16 protein-coding genes are annotated in these 14,979 nt (G+C 43.0%); 12 read left to right on the top strand and 4 right to left on the bottom strand.

Translation table 11 applies throughout. The annotated features are described in order from the left end of the window. Genes VV088_RS00345 through VV088_RS00330 form a run of 4 tightly spaced genes read left to right on the top strand, consistent with a single transcriptional unit; the run spans position 1 to position 2,686 of the window. Positions 1-1,530, top strand: coding sequence for a phage tail tip lysozyme (locus tag VV088_RS00345; protein ID WP_334598931.1), 1,530 nt, complete (start codon positions 1-3; stop codon positions 1,528-1,530). 10 nt (positions 1,531-1,540) lie between these two features. Further along, entirely contained in the window at positions 1,541-1,831 is a 291-nt protein-coding gene (locus tag VV088_RS00340; RefSeq protein ID WP_217959403.1) for a hypothetical protein, read from the top strand. A 12-nt stretch (positions 1,832-1,843) separates the two neighbouring features. After that, on the top strand, positions 1,844-2,179 hold the full coding sequence (locus VV088_RS00335) for a phage holin, LLH family (RefSeq protein ID WP_217959404.1): 336 nt from the start codon (positions 1,844-1,846) through the stop codon (positions 2,177-2,179). Positions 2,180-2,215: 36 nt separating this feature from the next. Next, the gene (locus VV088_RS00330) at positions 2,216-2,686 is read left to right on the top strand and encodes a hypothetical protein (RefSeq protein ID WP_217959405.1); all 471 of its coding nucleotides are present in this window, start codon (positions 2,216-2,218) and stop codon (positions 2,684-2,686) included. A gap of 206 nt (positions 2,687-2,892) precedes the next feature. Here VV088_RS00330 and VV088_RS00325 read toward each other — a convergent pair whose 3' ends face one another. Continuing rightward, the gene (locus tag VV088_RS00325) at positions 2,893-3,357 is read right to left on the bottom strand and encodes an MSCRAMM family protein (RefSeq protein ID WP_334600447.1); all 465 of its coding nucleotides are present in this window, start codon (positions 3,355-3,357) and stop codon (positions 2,893-2,895) included. A gap of 216 nt (positions 3,358-3,573) precedes the next feature. Between VV088_RS00325 and VV088_RS00320 the strand changes: the two genes are divergently transcribed. The 4 genes from VV088_RS00320 (at position 3,574) to VV088_RS00305 (ending at position 8,048) form a co-directional block, all read left to right on the top strand. Further along, on the top strand, positions 3,574-4,329 hold the full coding sequence (locus tag VV088_RS00320; RefSeq protein ID WP_334598930.1) for a hypothetical protein: 756 nt from the start codon (positions 3,574-3,576) through the stop codon (positions 4,327-4,329). Between the two features lie 5 nt (positions 4,330-4,334). Further along, complete coding sequence (locus VV088_RS00315) at positions 4,335-5,408, top strand: DNA adenine methylase (protein WP_334598928.1); 1,074 nt, start codon at positions 4,335-4,337, stop codon at positions 5,406-5,408. Positions 5,409-5,869: 461 nt separating this feature from the next. Continuing rightward, the gene (locus VV088_RS00310; RefSeq protein WP_334598927.1) at positions 5,870-6,442 is read left to right on the top strand and encodes a recombinase family protein; all 573 of its coding nucleotides are present in this window, start codon (positions 5,870-5,872) and stop codon (positions 6,440-6,442) included. Between the two features lie 820 nt (positions 6,443-7,262). Then, the gene (locus VV088_RS00305; RefSeq protein ID WP_334598926.1) at positions 7,263-8,048 is read left to right on the top strand and encodes an SH3 domain-containing protein; all 786 of its coding nucleotides are present in this window, start codon (positions 7,263-7,265) and stop codon (positions 8,046-8,048) included. Between the two features lie 925 nt (positions 8,049-8,973). Here VV088_RS00305 and VV088_RS00300 read toward each other — a convergent pair. Genes VV088_RS00300 through istA form a run of 3 tightly spaced genes read right to left on the bottom strand, consistent with a single transcriptional unit; the run spans position 8,974 to position 11,502 of the window. Then, positions 8,974-9,174, bottom strand: a complete 201-nt coding sequence (locus VV088_RS00300) for a hypothetical protein (protein WP_334598924.1) — start codon at positions 9,172-9,174, stop codon at positions 8,974-8,976. Continuing rightward, positions 9,167-9,952, bottom strand: a complete 786-nt coding sequence (locus tag VV088_RS00295) for an ATP-binding protein (protein ID WP_334598923.1) — start codon at positions 9,950-9,952, stop codon at positions 9,167-9,169. Before VV088_RS00295 ends, VV088_RS00300 begins: the two co-directional genes overlap by 8 nt. Further along, on the bottom strand, positions 9,952-11,502 hold the full coding sequence (istA, locus tag VV088_RS00290; protein WP_161845261.1) for an IS21 family transposase: 1,551 nt from the start codon (positions 11,500-11,502) through the stop codon (positions 9,952-9,954). Before istA ends, VV088_RS00295 begins: the two co-directional genes overlap by 1 nt. Before the next feature lie 438 nt (positions 11,503-11,940). Here istA and VV088_RS00285 point away from each other — a divergent pair, with 438 nt between their 5' ends. From VV088_RS00285 to VV088_RS00270, 4 genes are all read left to right on the top strand, one after another. Further along, entirely contained in the window at positions 11,941-12,420 is a 480-nt protein-coding gene (locus VV088_RS00285) for a hypothetical protein (protein ID WP_334598922.1), read from the top strand. Between the two features lie 309 nt (positions 12,421-12,729). Continuing rightward, positions 12,730-13,020: a hypothetical protein gene (locus tag VV088_RS00280; RefSeq protein ID WP_334598921.1), complete on the top strand. Its 291-nt coding sequence runs from the start codon at positions 12,730-12,732 to the stop codon at positions 13,018-13,020. A gap of 136 nt (positions 13,021-13,156) precedes the next feature. Then, on the top strand, positions 13,157-13,312 hold the full coding sequence (locus VV088_RS00275) for a hypothetical protein (protein WP_334598920.1): 156 nt from the start codon (positions 13,157-13,159) through the stop codon (positions 13,310-13,312). Positions 13,313-13,407: 95 nt separating this feature from the next. Continuing rightward, positions 13,408-14,964, top strand: a complete 1,557-nt coding sequence (locus VV088_RS00270) for a recombinase family protein (RefSeq protein ID WP_334598919.1) — start codon at positions 13,408-13,410, stop codon at positions 14,962-14,964. Positions 14,965-14,979 lie beyond the last annotated feature (15 nt).

Genomic DNA, 14,979 nt, shown 5'->3' with positions numbered 1-14,979 from the left:
ATGGCTTTAATTGGAAATAACAACCCTGAGAAAATGTTTAATTTTCTTCGTCAACAGGGATTTACTGAAGCTGGATCGGCTGCTGTCGTAGGAAATGGGTATGCAGAATCCGGCTGTTCACCTATTAATCTTCAGAATAATGGCAATAGAGAACTTGATATGACAGATGAACAGTACACCGCTGCTGTAGATAATGGTACATATACAAACTTTGTCAATGATAAATATGGCTATGGCATATTTCAATGGACATACTGGAGCCGAAAACAAAACCTTTTGAATTATGCAAAGTCTAAAGGCGTTTCGATTGGCGATTTGGAAATGCACATGAATTTTCTTATGCAAGAACTTAATGCTGGATATAAGCCTTTGCTTAATATTCTTCGTACAAGTAATTCTGTGTCTGAATGTTCTAATGCGTTTATGTTACAGTTTGAACGTCCCGCCAATCAATCAGTTGAGAATCAAAATAAACGAGTAAGTTATGGACGGGAGTTCTACAATAAATTCTGCGGAAAAGGAGGTACAACTATGGGTTATACAAATAGTCCATTGGTAGACTGTGTAAAGATGAGTCCAAATCATAGTGGTAAACGCACTCATCGAATTGACCATATTACGCCTCATTGTGTTGTTGGACAGTGTAGTGCAGAACGGATTGGTGATTGCTTTCCTGCCGGAAGAGAAGCAAGCTGCAACTACGGAATTGGATATGATGGGCGTGTGTGTTTAATTGTTGATGAGGCTAATCGTAGTTGGTGTACGTCCAGTAATGCAAATGATCAAAGAGCAATTACTATTGAATGTGCGTCTGACTCTACTCATCCATATGCGTTTAAGGACGCTTGTTATAAAAAGTTGGTGAAACTTTGCATTGATATTTGTCAGCGTAATGGTATTAAGAAAATGCTGTGGATCAACAACAAAGAGAAAGCCTTGAACTATGAACCAAAAGCTGGTGAGGGTATCTTTACAGTACATAGGTGGTATGCCAATAAGAGTTGTCCGGGTGATTGGATGTACAATCGTATGGGACAACTGTGTGATGAAGTCAATGCAGGATTAAATGGAGGCAGTTATAATCCACCAGAGCAAGGCGCTGTTGTAAATTATCAGGCCAAGGTTATTGCAGATGATGGTTTGAATTGTCGTATTCAACCTTATGTGGCAAATAATAATCTTATTATGACATATCCGGCTGGAACTATTTTGACAATCACAAAAGAGCAAAATGGTTGGGGATATACTGGCACTGGCTGGGTGTCTTTGGACTATGTTGAAAAAATTCAAAATACTGTTGAGGGGGATGATTATATGACAAGAGATCAGATTCTTAAAGAGATTGGCGATAAGTATATTACTACTTACAGTGAACTTCCTGATTGGGCGAAGCCTGATATGCGTGAATTGCTCAACAATGGCACAATCAATGGCGGTACAGATTATGCAACCGATCCTGATGACATTAATATGTTTATGTCTGATATTAAGGCCATTATTGTTGCAAAGAGGATGATGGAAAAACGCTAAGAGGTGAACCATGAGAAATTTTTCAAATGGAAAACACGCCATACAGAAACACTTTGAATGGTCAAAAATTTTAACAGCTTGGGTGCTTGTGTTAAACACATATGTTGTTTATCACGGCATCCATCTTTGCTATGTTTTGATTGAAAATGGAGGTACAGGTTATAGTTTTGGTTGGCTTGCTACTTTAATTTCTGTTGTTGTTGGTTTAGGCAATATTGTTCTTACTGCTTATATGAGTAAAAGCGGAAAAGAAGGCGTGGAAAAAATCAAGACAAATAGTTCAAATGAAAATTATCCATAAGGAGGTAATTATATGGAATATATGCAGTATATTGTTTCTATTCTTGCTGGCCTTGCAGCAGTTATTCCTTTGGTAATTAAGCTGGTGGAATATGTGCAGAAAGCTACAAAAGAAAAGAACTGGAACAAGTTAGTTTCTTTAGTCATTGATTTAATGCAGACGGCAGAATCTAAACTTGAAAAAGGTGCAGACAAAAAGGAATGGGTTTTGGCAATGGTTAAATCTTCTGCCGATACGATCAATTATGATGTAAATATGGATGAAGTTGGCGCATTGATTGATAGTCTTTGCGATATGAGCAAGGTGCTTAACATCAATTCAAAAAATGCGGAAACTAAGGCAAAATAACAATGAATACAAACATGATGACAGGAGGTGTGTAAGATGAGCCTTATGGAAATCAAGGAGTTGCTGTCTGAAAATACTGGCACACTTCTTGCTATTGTGGCTATTACTATGACATTGGTTGAAATTACGCCAATTAAAATAAATCCGTGGTCTACATTTGGGCATTGGATTGGACGTATTTTCAATGGTGATGTTTTAAAGAAATTGGATACTTTAGAAAAAGGGCAACACGAAACACGTAAGCGGTTAGATGAACATATTCGTGTAGATGATGAGCGTGATGCAAATTTGCATAGGCAACGCATTTTACGATTTAACGCTGATCTTATGAGAGGTGATAATTGTTATACTCATGAATATTTCGTAGATGTGTTGCGGGACATTGATGAATATGAGGACTTCTGTAGAAGCCATCCGGGTTATAAAAATAACCGGGCAGTAATGGCAATCGCAAATATCAAACGTGTTTATGAGCAACACGAAAAAGATGAGGATTTTCTGGTCTAATATAGTTTAGGGGGTACAGGTTTTATGCCTGTACCCCCTATTTTTTACGGATCGTAAGAAATTTGAAAACCACATCGAGTCTTTTTTCATTTGGTGTAAAACTGGTGTAAGATTCAAAATACCATGTCTGGTATCTGAATTGTCATTGTCCTAAATCGCCTTATTTTCTACTGTTTTCTACGATACTGCAACATTTTAAGCCTGTTTTAGAAAATCGTTTCTATATCGCTGGGATTGACCACAACCGTCTGGGTCTTGTCATTGGAGCCGAGCACATAGCCATCCGGACACTTTTCCTCGGTCACCACGATGGTCCCCGTCACATTGGTGATCTTGATCTGACCGTTGCTGTCCGTAATATAGATACCGTTGGACGACAGCTTGCCGCCCTCAGTATCCACTACCCGGCCGTCCGCATAGACGACCTTGAACTGAGCGCCCATCAAGGGGGCCTTGGTAACGGAATCCAGTTTCTCGATCAGCAGCGTCCCAGCCCGCTTGTTCCAGAAGGTGAGGCTCTGCACCTCGCCGTCCTTAATCAGAATCTTCTGCGGGGTGCCGTCCAGCACAAACCCGTCTACCGTTTTGATCTCGCGGGCGATCACCGTAGTGCCGGGCTCCACATCAGACAGCACGATCTCTCCAGCCTTGTTTGTATAGCGATAGGTAATCCGCCGCTTTTACTGCTCTCGTGGGAGAACAGCAGTCAGAGCGGATTTTCCCCCGCTTCGCACCGTGCATGCGACTTAAGTAACGATACAAAAGAAAACTAAAATAAGCAGGTCTTATATGACCTGCTTACTTTTTTAACAAAATAGCCTCTTTACAATGTTTAACAGATATGATATACTTATTAAAACTATAATATTCTTGAGGACGTTGATAACATGGCAGCTTCAACAGTAGATAAACCGAAAATCATTACTAAATGGCAAAGTGAACTTCAAAATGATGAAGAAGGGACTTTTGCAAAAATATACTGCCATGTGGAAATTAAGGACGATGAATCAAGTTCTAATAAAGATGTAGATATAGGAAATGCAGACAAGTATTTCTTTACGGTACGACGTTATAAAGACAAGGCAACAAGAGAAGAACATTTTAGCATAAAAGTATATGAAGTAATAACGAATGATGTTTGTGCAGAGATTGAGAAAACAAACATTATTGAATTAGAAAGTAAGTTGCTTAACCTTAGAGTGTATGGCGTTTTATTAGGGAGAAAGCATTTTCCAAAAGTTAGACAGGTTATAGAGAAAGCCTATCCAGGTTTAACACCTCGTACAGTGGATAACAGTACTTTAGTTACTCCCGAAGTTGTTGAGAGAATCTATATGATGTTCGTTCGATACATTGACGAAGTCGGTATTGAAGTGGGAACAAATGGTTTATACAATATCCCTGTTGACGAGTTCAAGGAGTATCTTTCTGATACAGAATATAGTAAATATAAGTATTCAGACATTCGGCAAGGACTGGCAGAGTTTACTAAGGAAATTGAAAAGAAAGCGCTTAAAGGCACAAAATGCAGTTACGGAAGAAATGATAATACTATTGCCAAAGGAGACAAGCGTATTAAGGTAATAAGTTTTGTTCCGGCAGTAGTTGAAAGTTACCGAATTACCAAGTTACCAGAGACGTAAACAAAATGAAAGCAAGACAAGAACGATTGACACTTTTCAGCTATTTTGGAGGTAAAGCAAGGTTTTGTAAAGAAATAGCTGAATTGTTGGACTATGGCAATACCAACATTTACATAGAACCATTTGGGGGAGCTGCTTCGGTGCTCCTCAATAAGCCCACGCATGGAACGGAGATTTACTCCGATGTTTCCCGTGGGCTTGTTGCTTTGATGACTTATTTAAGTGACTCGGATAAGGCGTCTGAATTGATAGACTGTCTATATGATACCGTTTATTCTATTGACTGCTTTAATGAATGTTTAGAATACAGGAACAGTGTGGATGATAATTATTTGCGTGTGCGTCAAAATGCAGAAAGACGCAGGCAGAAAGAACTCTTTAAGAAAATACTTAACCGAATTAAAGAAAGCGGGCAGTTGAAGCAGTTAAAACAATTATCAGGAGAAGAACAATTTCAGTTTATTAAGAAACTTATAGGGGATAAAAAGAATCCTCTGTTAAGCGAAGAAGAAATTGCCATAATCAATTTACTTGATATTGACAGCTTTGATATAAATGAAAATATCGGTGCTATTGATGAACCTGACCCGTTAAAGTTAGCTGTTGCAACTTATGTCGTTTATAGTATGTCAAGAGATGGCATGGGTACAGCATTCTCGGCAAGTAAATTCCATTCCAGTGAAGCTTACTATAAACAGATTGACAGGCTATATAGGGTTGCAGAGCGGTTAAATGGTGTACAGGTTATAGGCGCAGTAAGTGCTTTGACATACCTGTTAGAAAATTCTTACTTGAATAACTCGAGTGCCATGTTTTATATTGACGCTCCATATTTGAGTGCAGACGAGGACGAGAAAAACCTGGGGATATGTTATAAGGGACAAATGGAAGTATCAGACCACCGCTTGTTGTTGGATACAATCAGCAAATCAAAAGCAAAATTCTTAATATCAAATTATGATACTCCTGTTTATAACGAGTATTTAGGGAACTGGACAAAAGTAACGATTGACACGGTAACGGGAGTGGGCAGTAAAAAGAATAATAAACGTACAGAATGTTTATGGTTCAACTATTAAAAGAGCATAGATAATATAAGGACATGATTTTGAAGGAATCCCTGGAAGAGAAGCGGGCGGAAACCGCTAGAGCCATAAGGACTTTCGGGGATTCGAGTGAGGCACCGTCAGAGGTTTAAGGGGTAGCTGTACCGCTTATTTACCGCTTCTAGGATGGGCCTAAAAAGTGAAAGATGGTACTGCTTGGGAGAAATCCCGGGCAGTACCATTTTTTATGTCTGCAATTCCAAAAATTCTAAATTATTTTGCCATATGCTTTTTTGATTGCTCCAAAAAGAAGTTTAAGTATCAAATGAGACGCACTAAAAAGGTGTCTCAAAAACAAAAAATAAGTTTTTGGGACGGGTCCAGAGGGGGAAGGGTAAAACGCTCTGCAAGGTATAGCTTTCCGGGCGCAACACTTTCGGGACGGTTTCGGTGTTTGGTTTCATTTGAAAATCTAGTTGGGAGGAGCAAGTACAATGAAAGTCGGATATGTGAGGATATCGACCAAGGAGCAGAACACGGCAAGACAGGATTTACTTATGGAGTCATTGGAGGTGGAAAGGGTTTATACTGATAAAATGAGCGGCAAGTCACAGGAAAGGCCCGAATTGCATAGAATGATAGATTTTGTGCGGGAGGGTGACAGTCTGACAGTGGAAAGTATTTCACGCTTTGCGAGAAATACGAGGGACTTGCTTGACCTAACCGCAACACTGGACGCAAAAGGTGTGCAGTTCATAAGCAGGAAAGAAAACATTGATACCAGCACAGCGGCCGGAAAATTCATGCTGGCGGTCTTTGGCGCTTTGGCTGAACTCGAACGGGATAACATATTGGAACGTCAAGCCGAGGGAATCGCCATAGCCAAGGCAGAGGGGCGCATGACTGGCAGACCCAAGAAAGCGGTTGATACTTTCGAGGGTGTTTACCTTAGCGTAAAGGAAGGGAAACTGTCAGCAAGTGAAGGGGCCAGACAATTAGGAATTTCACGCTCGACATGGTATCGAAAAGTGCGTGAATATGAGGATGACCCGTTTGTTGATTTGTAAGGAAACATAGAGGAAAAAAGCTGGTAGCAGTACAGCTACCAGCTTTTTTTGCCTTTCTGGATCCTTTGTGATGAAAAAGTAAGGAAGGCAGATTTGCTCTCGACAATCAAAAAAATGTCAGATACATGGGCTTTTTTTGATGGTATACACGGTGAAATTTTTAGGGAAGCATTGGGGTCAAAACGACATGGTTTTCTAAAAGTGAAAAATTTTGTAGGTTGCTGGTGCATGGATAAACAAAGGGAACATAGGAGTTTAAGAAATAGCTTTAGATACTGGAATGACCTGTGTTCCCGAATAGCAAAGGTAAGCGAAGGCCTGCAATTCGGCGTAAAGCACACAATAAATTACCAAAAGGTGGTCTTATGATATGAGTGGGGGCAACAATAGGCCAACATTTAGGAAAGATATATGGCAACTTAGCTATGGATATTTTAACTCCTAGGGAACTTTAATTGGAATAGAGGGCTTGACGAAAAGTAGGCCCTGCGGTAGAATAAAAAATACAAGAATAACGATTGCAGGCACCTGGGGGAGGGAATAGGCCCCCTCCCCCAGGCTGTACGGGTACACGCACTACCCAGCACAGCAGAGTAACTCTGCACCCAGCATTATTATACCTGTCTTTGGTGACTTTAGCAATAGGGCAGGAAAAATAGCTGTGTTTGCTTTGATGAAAAATCAGGCAATGTGATGGGTTTACATAAATCCGTCGCATTGCTTTTGTTGTTCTTGGCAGGGAAAGCATGGACTGTCCCTGACAGCCAGTCAGGGCGGTTCATGCGGAACCTGTTAAGAATACAGTTTGGAGGAAAGGAACATGAAAACAAGATCTTTAGCAGTTGCTCTTTCCCTTGCGCTTGTGCTGGGGATGGCGGGTTGCGGGGGACAGCAGGCCCAGCAGGAGCCACAGGAGCCGGATCAGGGGAAAGTTCAACAGAGCGAACCTGCTAGCACTATACCTCCGGTTGAATCAATGGAGGTAAAAAATGAGAACGACACCGCTAAACCTTTAACAGAGTTGGAGGACATAGAACCAAAAGAAGCGGGCGGGGCTGGTACATTTGAAGGCTCTGGGAGTGTCGAAGTTGAACTATTTACCGAGGTCAACGAGACAGTCTATGCAACAGGCACTGTTAATATCAGGGCGAGTTATACGGCAGACAGTGACAAGCTGGGAAGTTTATCGGTAGGTCAGTCGGTAACTCGCACAGGTACTAGCATAGCAGGCACCGAAGCAGAAGGATGGAGTCGGGTAGAACTAAGTGATGGAAGTACAGCATATATAAGCAATAAATATTTATCCACAACGAAGCCAGTGGCACAGCAACCAAGTGGAGGTAGCACTCAAGGTAAGCCATCAGGCCAAACCCAGCAACAGCAACCAACCCAGCAACAGCAGCCAACCCAGCAACAAACCCAACAGCAAACACCCCAGCCTAGTGGTGGAGACAGTGAAGCCGAGATAGCCGCCAGACGAGAAGCCTTCATAAATGGTATGGGACAAATGTTTGAAGATCACGGATACGGTAAAGCTGAAGTAGATCATGATTATACAGAAGAAGAACTAGAAGCATTAGTAAAAGCTGTCCAAGTTGGAGGCTAACAACCAATAATAAATAATATTAGGCACCAGTAATGAAAAGAAATTATTGGTGCCTAAAATTATACAGAATACAGCCTTGTTATTAGATGTTCTGTTTATTTAGCTTAACTTTCAGTTGAATTTTAATTTAATTGAAAGGTGGAATTGTCATGGCAGAAGCGATAATAAACAATGTCAAAGTTACCTTGATTCGCAGAAACAATAACAGAGGGCCTTGGAGGAATGAGTATTATTTTCGAGGCAATTGGGGGCTGGGAACTTCATATACTCAAAATCTTATGGGAATTATACTGCCATATCATATTTTGCTTACTACAGGGCAACTGGAATACATTACAAAAATGCTGAGCAACATATACGGGTTGAACCGAGCGAAGAAGGGTAGGAAACCTAAACAACACAGTTAATAATTAAGCAGATAGGCCAGATGTGAAAACATCTGGCTTGTTTTTATGTTTATTTTGAAATGATTAAAAATGTTGATACTTTATATAAACAAGTTTGTAAAACGGGAAACGTTCACCTGTTAATGTGTTTATTGGTAATTGATTAAATAATATGATACGTGCAATAGGCTAGTTAATAAAATGGGTTGGATAAATAAAATGACACCATAGAATGTACACTTGATAAGACAATTAAATTTCAAGGGGTATTCAAAAATTCGTGTAACAAAATTTCATAGGATTCATAATGATTTTGATTCATAGTGTGTTTATGGGTTGAAATTATAGGGTAAATAGGATGATGTGATGAAGGTGGAAAGGTAAGGAATATGAGAAAGTGGCATTTTTTGCATATACCGGACCGAGAGCCCCGTCTGCACGGAGTATTAGCCCCACCCTGCCGGAAAGGAGCCCCACTATTCCACGAGCAGTTTTAGAGGAAAGGCCCTGCCAGCCGAGGCGGCGGGCAGAGCCAGGGATCAGTGATCGCAGTCGGGGATGGGGATACCGTTGGCAGTCAAAACAGTCTCCAGTAATTGAGTGCGATTCAGGTAAAAGTGTAATTCCTCCCGCATGGCATAGAAGATTTCCAAGGATTCCCGTTCCGCTTCACGCAGGATCATCAAATCCAATTCAAGGTCACAGGGGGAATCGGAGGGATTGAAGGGGCAGTCAGGCATCCTGCTCAGCGCCTTTGGCGCGGGAAGACTTCAGGCCATTACGTTCCCGCATGGAGACGCGGCCTTCAACCAGGACCTCATAGGCGTTGTGGATGATGCGGTCCATGATTGCCTCGGAAACGGGGCTGCCGGAGTCAGGATTGGGATCAATGCGTGTATACCAGCCCTCAGACTGGTACTGGGTGCAGAAAATCATGGAGCGCTGGCAGCGGGCCTCCACGATTTCCAGCAGGTCATAGGACTCCTGGGGGGAGAGCGGCCGGATGAGCCACTCGTCCAGAATGAGTAGATCCACCTTCTTGTAGGAGGCCAGACACTTCTTCAATTCGCCGCCGCTGCGGGCAATGCTCAGCTCGTCGAGGAGCTCCGGCATACGGACATAGCGGACCTTCTTGAACCGGCGGCAGGCGGCGTTGCCCAAGGCGCAGGCAATGTATGTCTTGCCGTTGCCGGAAGCGCCTTTGAGGATGATGTGGTGGCCCTCGTCCACAAATTTGCAGGTGGAGAAGCGCAGCATCTGAGCCTTGTCCAGCTTTCTGTCCTCGTAGTACGAAATCTCTTCCACCGCAGCGAACGGGGCGGCGAAGTGGGCGTTGTGAATGAGCCGCTTCACCGTGTTGGTCTGGCGGCGGTTCCACTCGGCAGTCACCAGCAGCCCCAGCCGGTCCTCAAAGCCGAGTTCATTGAATGAGGAGTCCTGTAATTGGCTGGACAGCTCCGCCGCCATGGCGGTCATCTTCATTCCAACCAGCATGTCAATGGTTGCCTGGAGTACCATCAGCCCTCGCCTCCCTTCCGGAAATAGGAGGCTCCGCGTGTAATGCCGAAGCGGTTGGAATCGTTGGGCTTGTCCTGCGGGGCTGCTTTCGCGGGCCGGTCCTGGCCGTTTTTCAAGAGGCTGCTAATGTTGCGGACAGAGGGCGCTGCGCTGTACGCAAGGATCCGCCCACAGGCGTTTTCCAGACGCTCTCTGCCATAGCGCTCTCCCAGCTTTGTCAGGCTGGCACAGGCTTTGTAGCCCTGCTCCGGGGCTGTCCCGGAGGTCAGGAAGTGTTGGATCACCTTCTCCGTCATGGGTCCCACAGACATGGCCCAGCGGCTGAAATCGCCGGCGTTATATGTCAGATACTTCTGGTGCGCCAGCGGCATATGCTCCAGCTTTACCAGCGGCTCGCGCTGGATCGTCTGCAAGCGGCGGTGGCTGGCGACACGACTGCCATGGTAGAATACCTCCACCGCAGTCTTTGTCACACGAATATCCACTTTTTCGCCAATCAGGTTGTACGGCACAGAGTACTTGTTCCTGCCGTCAGATACCAGATAATCGTTGGGGACCTTGGCAACGGACCAGACAGCCGCTTCAAAGGGCACAGCAGGCAATGGCAGCATGTACGGTTTCTCTTCCTCCAGCCAGGCGCTGCGGCGTGTGCCCGCCATCCGCTGGAACGGGCGGTTGTTCAGTTCCTCCAGCTTTTCCGCTATGGCCTCGTTCATCTCGCGGATGGAGAAGAACTTCCGCTCACGCAGCGCCGCAATGATCCATGTCTGGGCAAAACGCACAGATGCTTCCGCTGCGCTCTTGTCCTGGGGCTTGCGGACGCGAGCCGGAACGATTGCCGTGCCGTAGTATTCGGCCAGCTCCTGGTAGCTGCGGTTGAGCACAGTCTCGTATCGGGTGTTAGCCGTAGTGGCTGTCTTGCAGTTGTCCGGAATCAGCAGCCGTGTCACACCGCCAAAATACTGGAAGGCATGGACGTGGCAGGACAGCCAGTTCTCTGTCTTCATGTCCTCACAGACCTCCGCATAGGTGTAGCAGCTGCACGGCAGCACGGCCATGAACAAGTACGCCGGGCTCTGTTTACCGGTTACCAGATCATATACCGGAAGGGTATCGCCCGCCCAGTCCACCTGCATGGCGTCTCCCGGCTTGTGCTGGATGCGCATGGTGGCCTTCGTCACCCGCGCCCACCTCCGGTACTTGTCCCCAAACTGCGTGCTCATGTACGGCGTTTCCCCAGCCTCATGGCACTTCCGGCAGTATTCCTCCCACAAAAGCGCCATGGTCACCCCAGGCTTCGCCAGCTCCCGGTGAATGTACGGATAGTCCGGCTCCACATACCGGCACCCGCTCTTATACTTACCAGGGAACAGAATCTCCTCCAGCTCTGCGTTGGTGATGTCATCATCCAGCGGCCACGCGATTTGCTTCTCCTTTGCTGCTTGCAGAACGCTGCGGACGGTGTGCCGCGAACAATGTACCGTTGATTCGATTGTTCGTTGGCTGTGGTTGAGGCTATCCAGTCTCAAGATCTCCAGATAGTTTGGCATGGTGGGACCTCCAATTGATATAGTCACAGTTTCCTGTGCTACGCCAATTATACAGGTCCCTTTCTTTACTTTCGTGGAGTGGGGCTCCCTTCCGGCAGGGTGGGGCTAAAATTCCGTGCAGATGGAGCTGCTGGTCCGGTGTATGCATTTTGAATGAGTGGATATAGCAGACGTATTGATTAACATTTGATTGTTAATAAGTTAGAGGATTGACAGGTGAATAGGCTTATTATGCTGTATCATTTATCAACTGATTGTGCGCAGTTGATAAGCATGACAGGGTTTATACAGTTCGGGCAGTTCAGGCATATACCCTAATTACAATGGTTAAACCCCTTGCACTTCGTCAATAGACGGAAATGGGCTGTCAGCGTTATAGTTTTATTGTGGTTAGGAGATAAGGCCACAATAAAATTACAGGAGGACTTAAAAATGTGTATGCGCTATATGATTAACCGTGAGGACTTAGGTAAGAGGGTTACAGGCTATATGTTCTATGACGCTGACAGTAAAGGGTTTACGGGCCTGACCGAGAAACAGATCAAAGACACCTTGAATAAGGGTGAGCGGCTGTATGGTCTGGTTCTGGATGGTGAGGGCAATATCACCATGGATAACGAGGGCTTCAAGACCAAAAATTATATGGTTCGCTCTGGCATTAACAGTCTGGCTCCGGCAGTTGAAACGGATATGCCGGCTAACATGATGTATGTGGTAGTCGGGATGAAAAAAGTGCAGGGCGGAGAGAGTGTTTACGAGGTTATCAGTTCTCGGTATGCTCGGGTGGAAATGCCTGAAAGCAAAATCAAAATGCTGTTGGAGTTTGGCTGTATTCAAGGCGGTGTTTACTTCGACAGCAAGGGCAAGCTGATGATCTGCGAGGGGGTCAGGGTGGATGATGGAAAGGAGGTGGGCTAAAATGCCCACCTCTTTTGAATGGCTCATAGGGTTTAGCTGTTTCGGGCTGTTGGCTCTGTTGTACCTTCTGTACCAGTTAATTGAAATATTCCGTGATTTTGTGTCAGTGCTGAAGGAGTTTATAGAGGACGATTAAAAGAAAGTAGCCAGCCTGTAAAAAGGTTGGCTACTTTTGTTTTTATGCAAAAGTTAGGCTAGTTAAAAAATTATGTACATTGTAATAAGCATTTAGATATGTAAGGTGTAAATTAAAAGAGAGAATTTTTTTGATTTACAGAATACATATATGTAAGAAAGGAACATTATAAAATGAAGTTTGATGTAATTCTCAATCACAATAGCACACGGAAGTTTGATAAGATTCTTTTTAACGGTCAAAATTGTATCTTGGGAACTCAAAGGGGGTTGGAGACTGACGAGCATATATCAGTCTTAAATCAGGATATAACATATCCGTCTGATAATACGGGTAAAGTTTTCTATCCTGTCAATAAAAGTGATTATATCACTGTTTGTAAAAAGATAAACGGGACGATTTATGCTGACTGCTACAAGGTTATATCTATTACTGATACTGAAGTTATTGGCGGGATTTGTTAATTGATGAAAAAGGCTCCAGCCCTTTTACAGGGCTGGGGCTTTTATTTATACAGACATAGAGGATAGTTAAAATTTTAAGGACGTTGCAACAAGCATTTTTGTATTCGAGGTAAATTTTTAATAAGGAGAGTTTACCGTGAATACAGTTGACGTAAATAAAGAGGTTGAGGTCATTAAAACCTTTGAATATGGTAGATTCAAGGTCACAGTCAGTCAGATTAAAATGACTGACGCAGAAAGAGAGGTAGAAAACAACAGAATACGAAAACAGTTTATGATGGCTCGGTCTTAATTGACCGAGTTATTTTATTTGAAAACAGGTCTTGACAGTTAAGTGTATCTCTGTCATATATAGATACAGAAGAAAACTAAGGAGGTTGTAAAAACATGGTAGCGATTTATGCTCGGCAATCAGTTTTCAAAGAGGACAGCTTATCTATTGAGACACAGATTGATAAATGTAAATTGCACGTCGAGGAAGGAGAAACTTTTAAGGTATATCAAGACGCAGGTTATAGTGGTAAAAATACTTCACGTCCATCATTTGAAACAATGCTGTTAGATATTGAGCGGGGATTGATTGATAAAGTCATATCGTATAAATTGGATAGGTTTACGAGGTCAATATCAGATTTTTCAAAGACTTTTGATATTTTAAAGAAGCATAATGTTACATTTATTTCTGCAACCGAAGGATTAAATAGCAAGACGGAAATGGGACAGGCAATGCTATCGATCATCGTTGTGTTTGCTCAACTCGAAAGAAGCAACACTATTGACCGTGTACGCAGTACATACTACCAGAGAGCAACACAGGGGTTTTATTTAGGCGGGCCAGCCCCATTTGGATTTGTAAAAGAGAAATACTCGATAAACGGAAAGAATACATCTTATTTAGTAGCAGACGAAAAAGTTATAGGTGTAGTACAAGAAATGTTCCGAAAATACGCATATGACGAAACAGTTACATTAGGAAAGTTAAAAAAGTGGCTTGATTCATGCAATATAGTGACGGGCCGGGGGCTACCTTGGACAAGTGCCTCAATGAGTAGGATTTTAAGAAATCCTGTTTATGTGAGAGCGGATGCAGATATATATACATATCTGCATGACGTAAAAAAGGCAACAGTTAATAATGAAGTAAAAGAGTTTATAGGAATTTATGGTTGTTATACTTATGCTCCAGGGGGTGGCACTGATTCAGAACATAAGAAAGATAAGTTTGCTCATATGGATAAATTAAGTGTGACGATTGCACCGCATGAAGGTATAGTTGATTCTGACACTTGGTTAAGGTGTCAGTATAGACTTGATAACAATAGAGTGTTTAAAGGGGCTGGAAAAGGTTCTCATACTTGGTTAAGTGGCATAATGAAATGTGGATATTGTAAAAAGGCTATGACTGTTACACGTAATAGAACTAGCGGAAAACTCTATCTAAGTTGTGGTGGGCGTAAGAATGGAAAGTGTTTTGATAGGAAAGCTGTAATACAGGCTTTTGAATTGGAAGAAATCGTTGTAACACAGTTGTTTGATAGAATGAGAACTGTTTTAGAGAACGAAAAAACACTTGCACCATCTGAGGACAGTAAAAAGGTAAATGATCTGAAAATTGCAATAGTTGAAGTTCAACAACGTATTGACGCATTGACTGAAAGTATTGCTAGTTTGTCAGTTAGAGCAACTGAAGAAATAGATAAGGCGATTACACGGGAGGTCGAAAAGAAAGACAGTTTAGCGGCAGAATTAGAGGACGCATTAAAGGAACAACGTAGTAAGAACTTTTCACACTACGACATTGAAGAATATCTAAGCAACTGGGATAGGTACGATATAGAGGACAAGAAAAGGGTGGCACGGATATTTATTGATAAAATTTGGGTAGGTTATAAGACCGAAGATGGAGAAGTCCAAGATGATAAAATTCAGATAATATTTAAATAATTTGATACTTTTTTA

Origin of the sequence: Lawsonibacter sp. JLR.KK007 (assembly GCF_036941135.1) — a bacterium.
Lineage (GTDB): Bacteria > Bacillota > Clostridia > Oscillospirales > Oscillospiraceae > Lawsonibacter.
This window is presented reverse-complemented; position numbering and strand designations above follow the sequence as displayed.

Bases quoted from the DNA above. Each gene is read 5' to 3' on its own strand.
- VV088_RS00295 (WP_334598923.1), bottom strand. From the start codon at position 9,952: ATGGTACTCCAGGCAACCATTGACATGCTGGTTGGAATGAAGATGACC.
- VV088_RS00315 (WP_334598928.1), top strand. From the start codon at position 4,335: ATGAAAGCAAGACAAGAACGATTGACACTTTTCAGCTATTTTGGAGGT.
- VV088_RS00320 (WP_334598930.1), top strand. From the start codon at position 3,574: ATGGCAGCTTCAACAGTAGATAAACCGAAAATCATTACTAAATGGCAA.
- VV088_RS00340 (WP_217959403.1), top strand. From the start codon at position 1,541: ATGAGAAATTTTTCAAATGGAAAACACGCCATACAGAAACACTTTGAA.
- VV088_RS00270 (WP_334598919.1), top strand. From the start codon at position 13,408: ATGGTAGCGATTTATGCTCGGCAATCAGTTTTCAAAGAGGACAGCTTA.
- VV088_RS00345 (WP_334598931.1), top strand. From the start codon at position 1: ATGGCTTTAATTGGAAATAACAACCCTGAGAAAATGTTTAATTTTCTT.
- istA (WP_161845261.1), bottom strand. From the start codon at position 11,502: ATGCCAAACTATCTGGAGATCTTGAGACTGGATAGCCTCAACCACAGC.
- VV088_RS00300 (WP_334598924.1), bottom strand. From the start codon at position 9,174: ATGCCTGACTGCCCCTTCAATCCCTCCGATTCCCCCTGTGACCTTGAA.
- VV088_RS00310 (WP_334598927.1), top strand. From the start codon at position 5,870: ATGAAAGTCGGATATGTGAGGATATCGACCAAGGAGCAGAACACGGCA.
- VV088_RS00330 (WP_217959405.1), top strand. From the start codon at position 2,216: ATGAGCCTTATGGAAATCAAGGAGTTGCTGTCTGAAAATACTGGCACA.
- VV088_RS00335 (WP_217959404.1), top strand. From the start codon at position 1,844: ATGGAATATATGCAGTATATTGTTTCTATTCTTGCTGGCCTTGCAGCA.
- VV088_RS00280 (WP_334598921.1), top strand. From the start codon at position 12,730: ATGAAGTTTGATGTAATTCTCAATCACAATAGCACACGGAAGTTTGAT.
- VV088_RS00285 (WP_334598922.1), top strand. From the start codon at position 11,941: ATGCGCTATATGATTAACCGTGAGGACTTAGGTAAGAGGGTTACAGGC.
- VV088_RS00305 (WP_334598926.1), top strand. From the start codon at position 7,263: ATGAAAACAAGATCTTTAGCAGTTGCTCTTTCCCTTGCGCTTGTGCTG.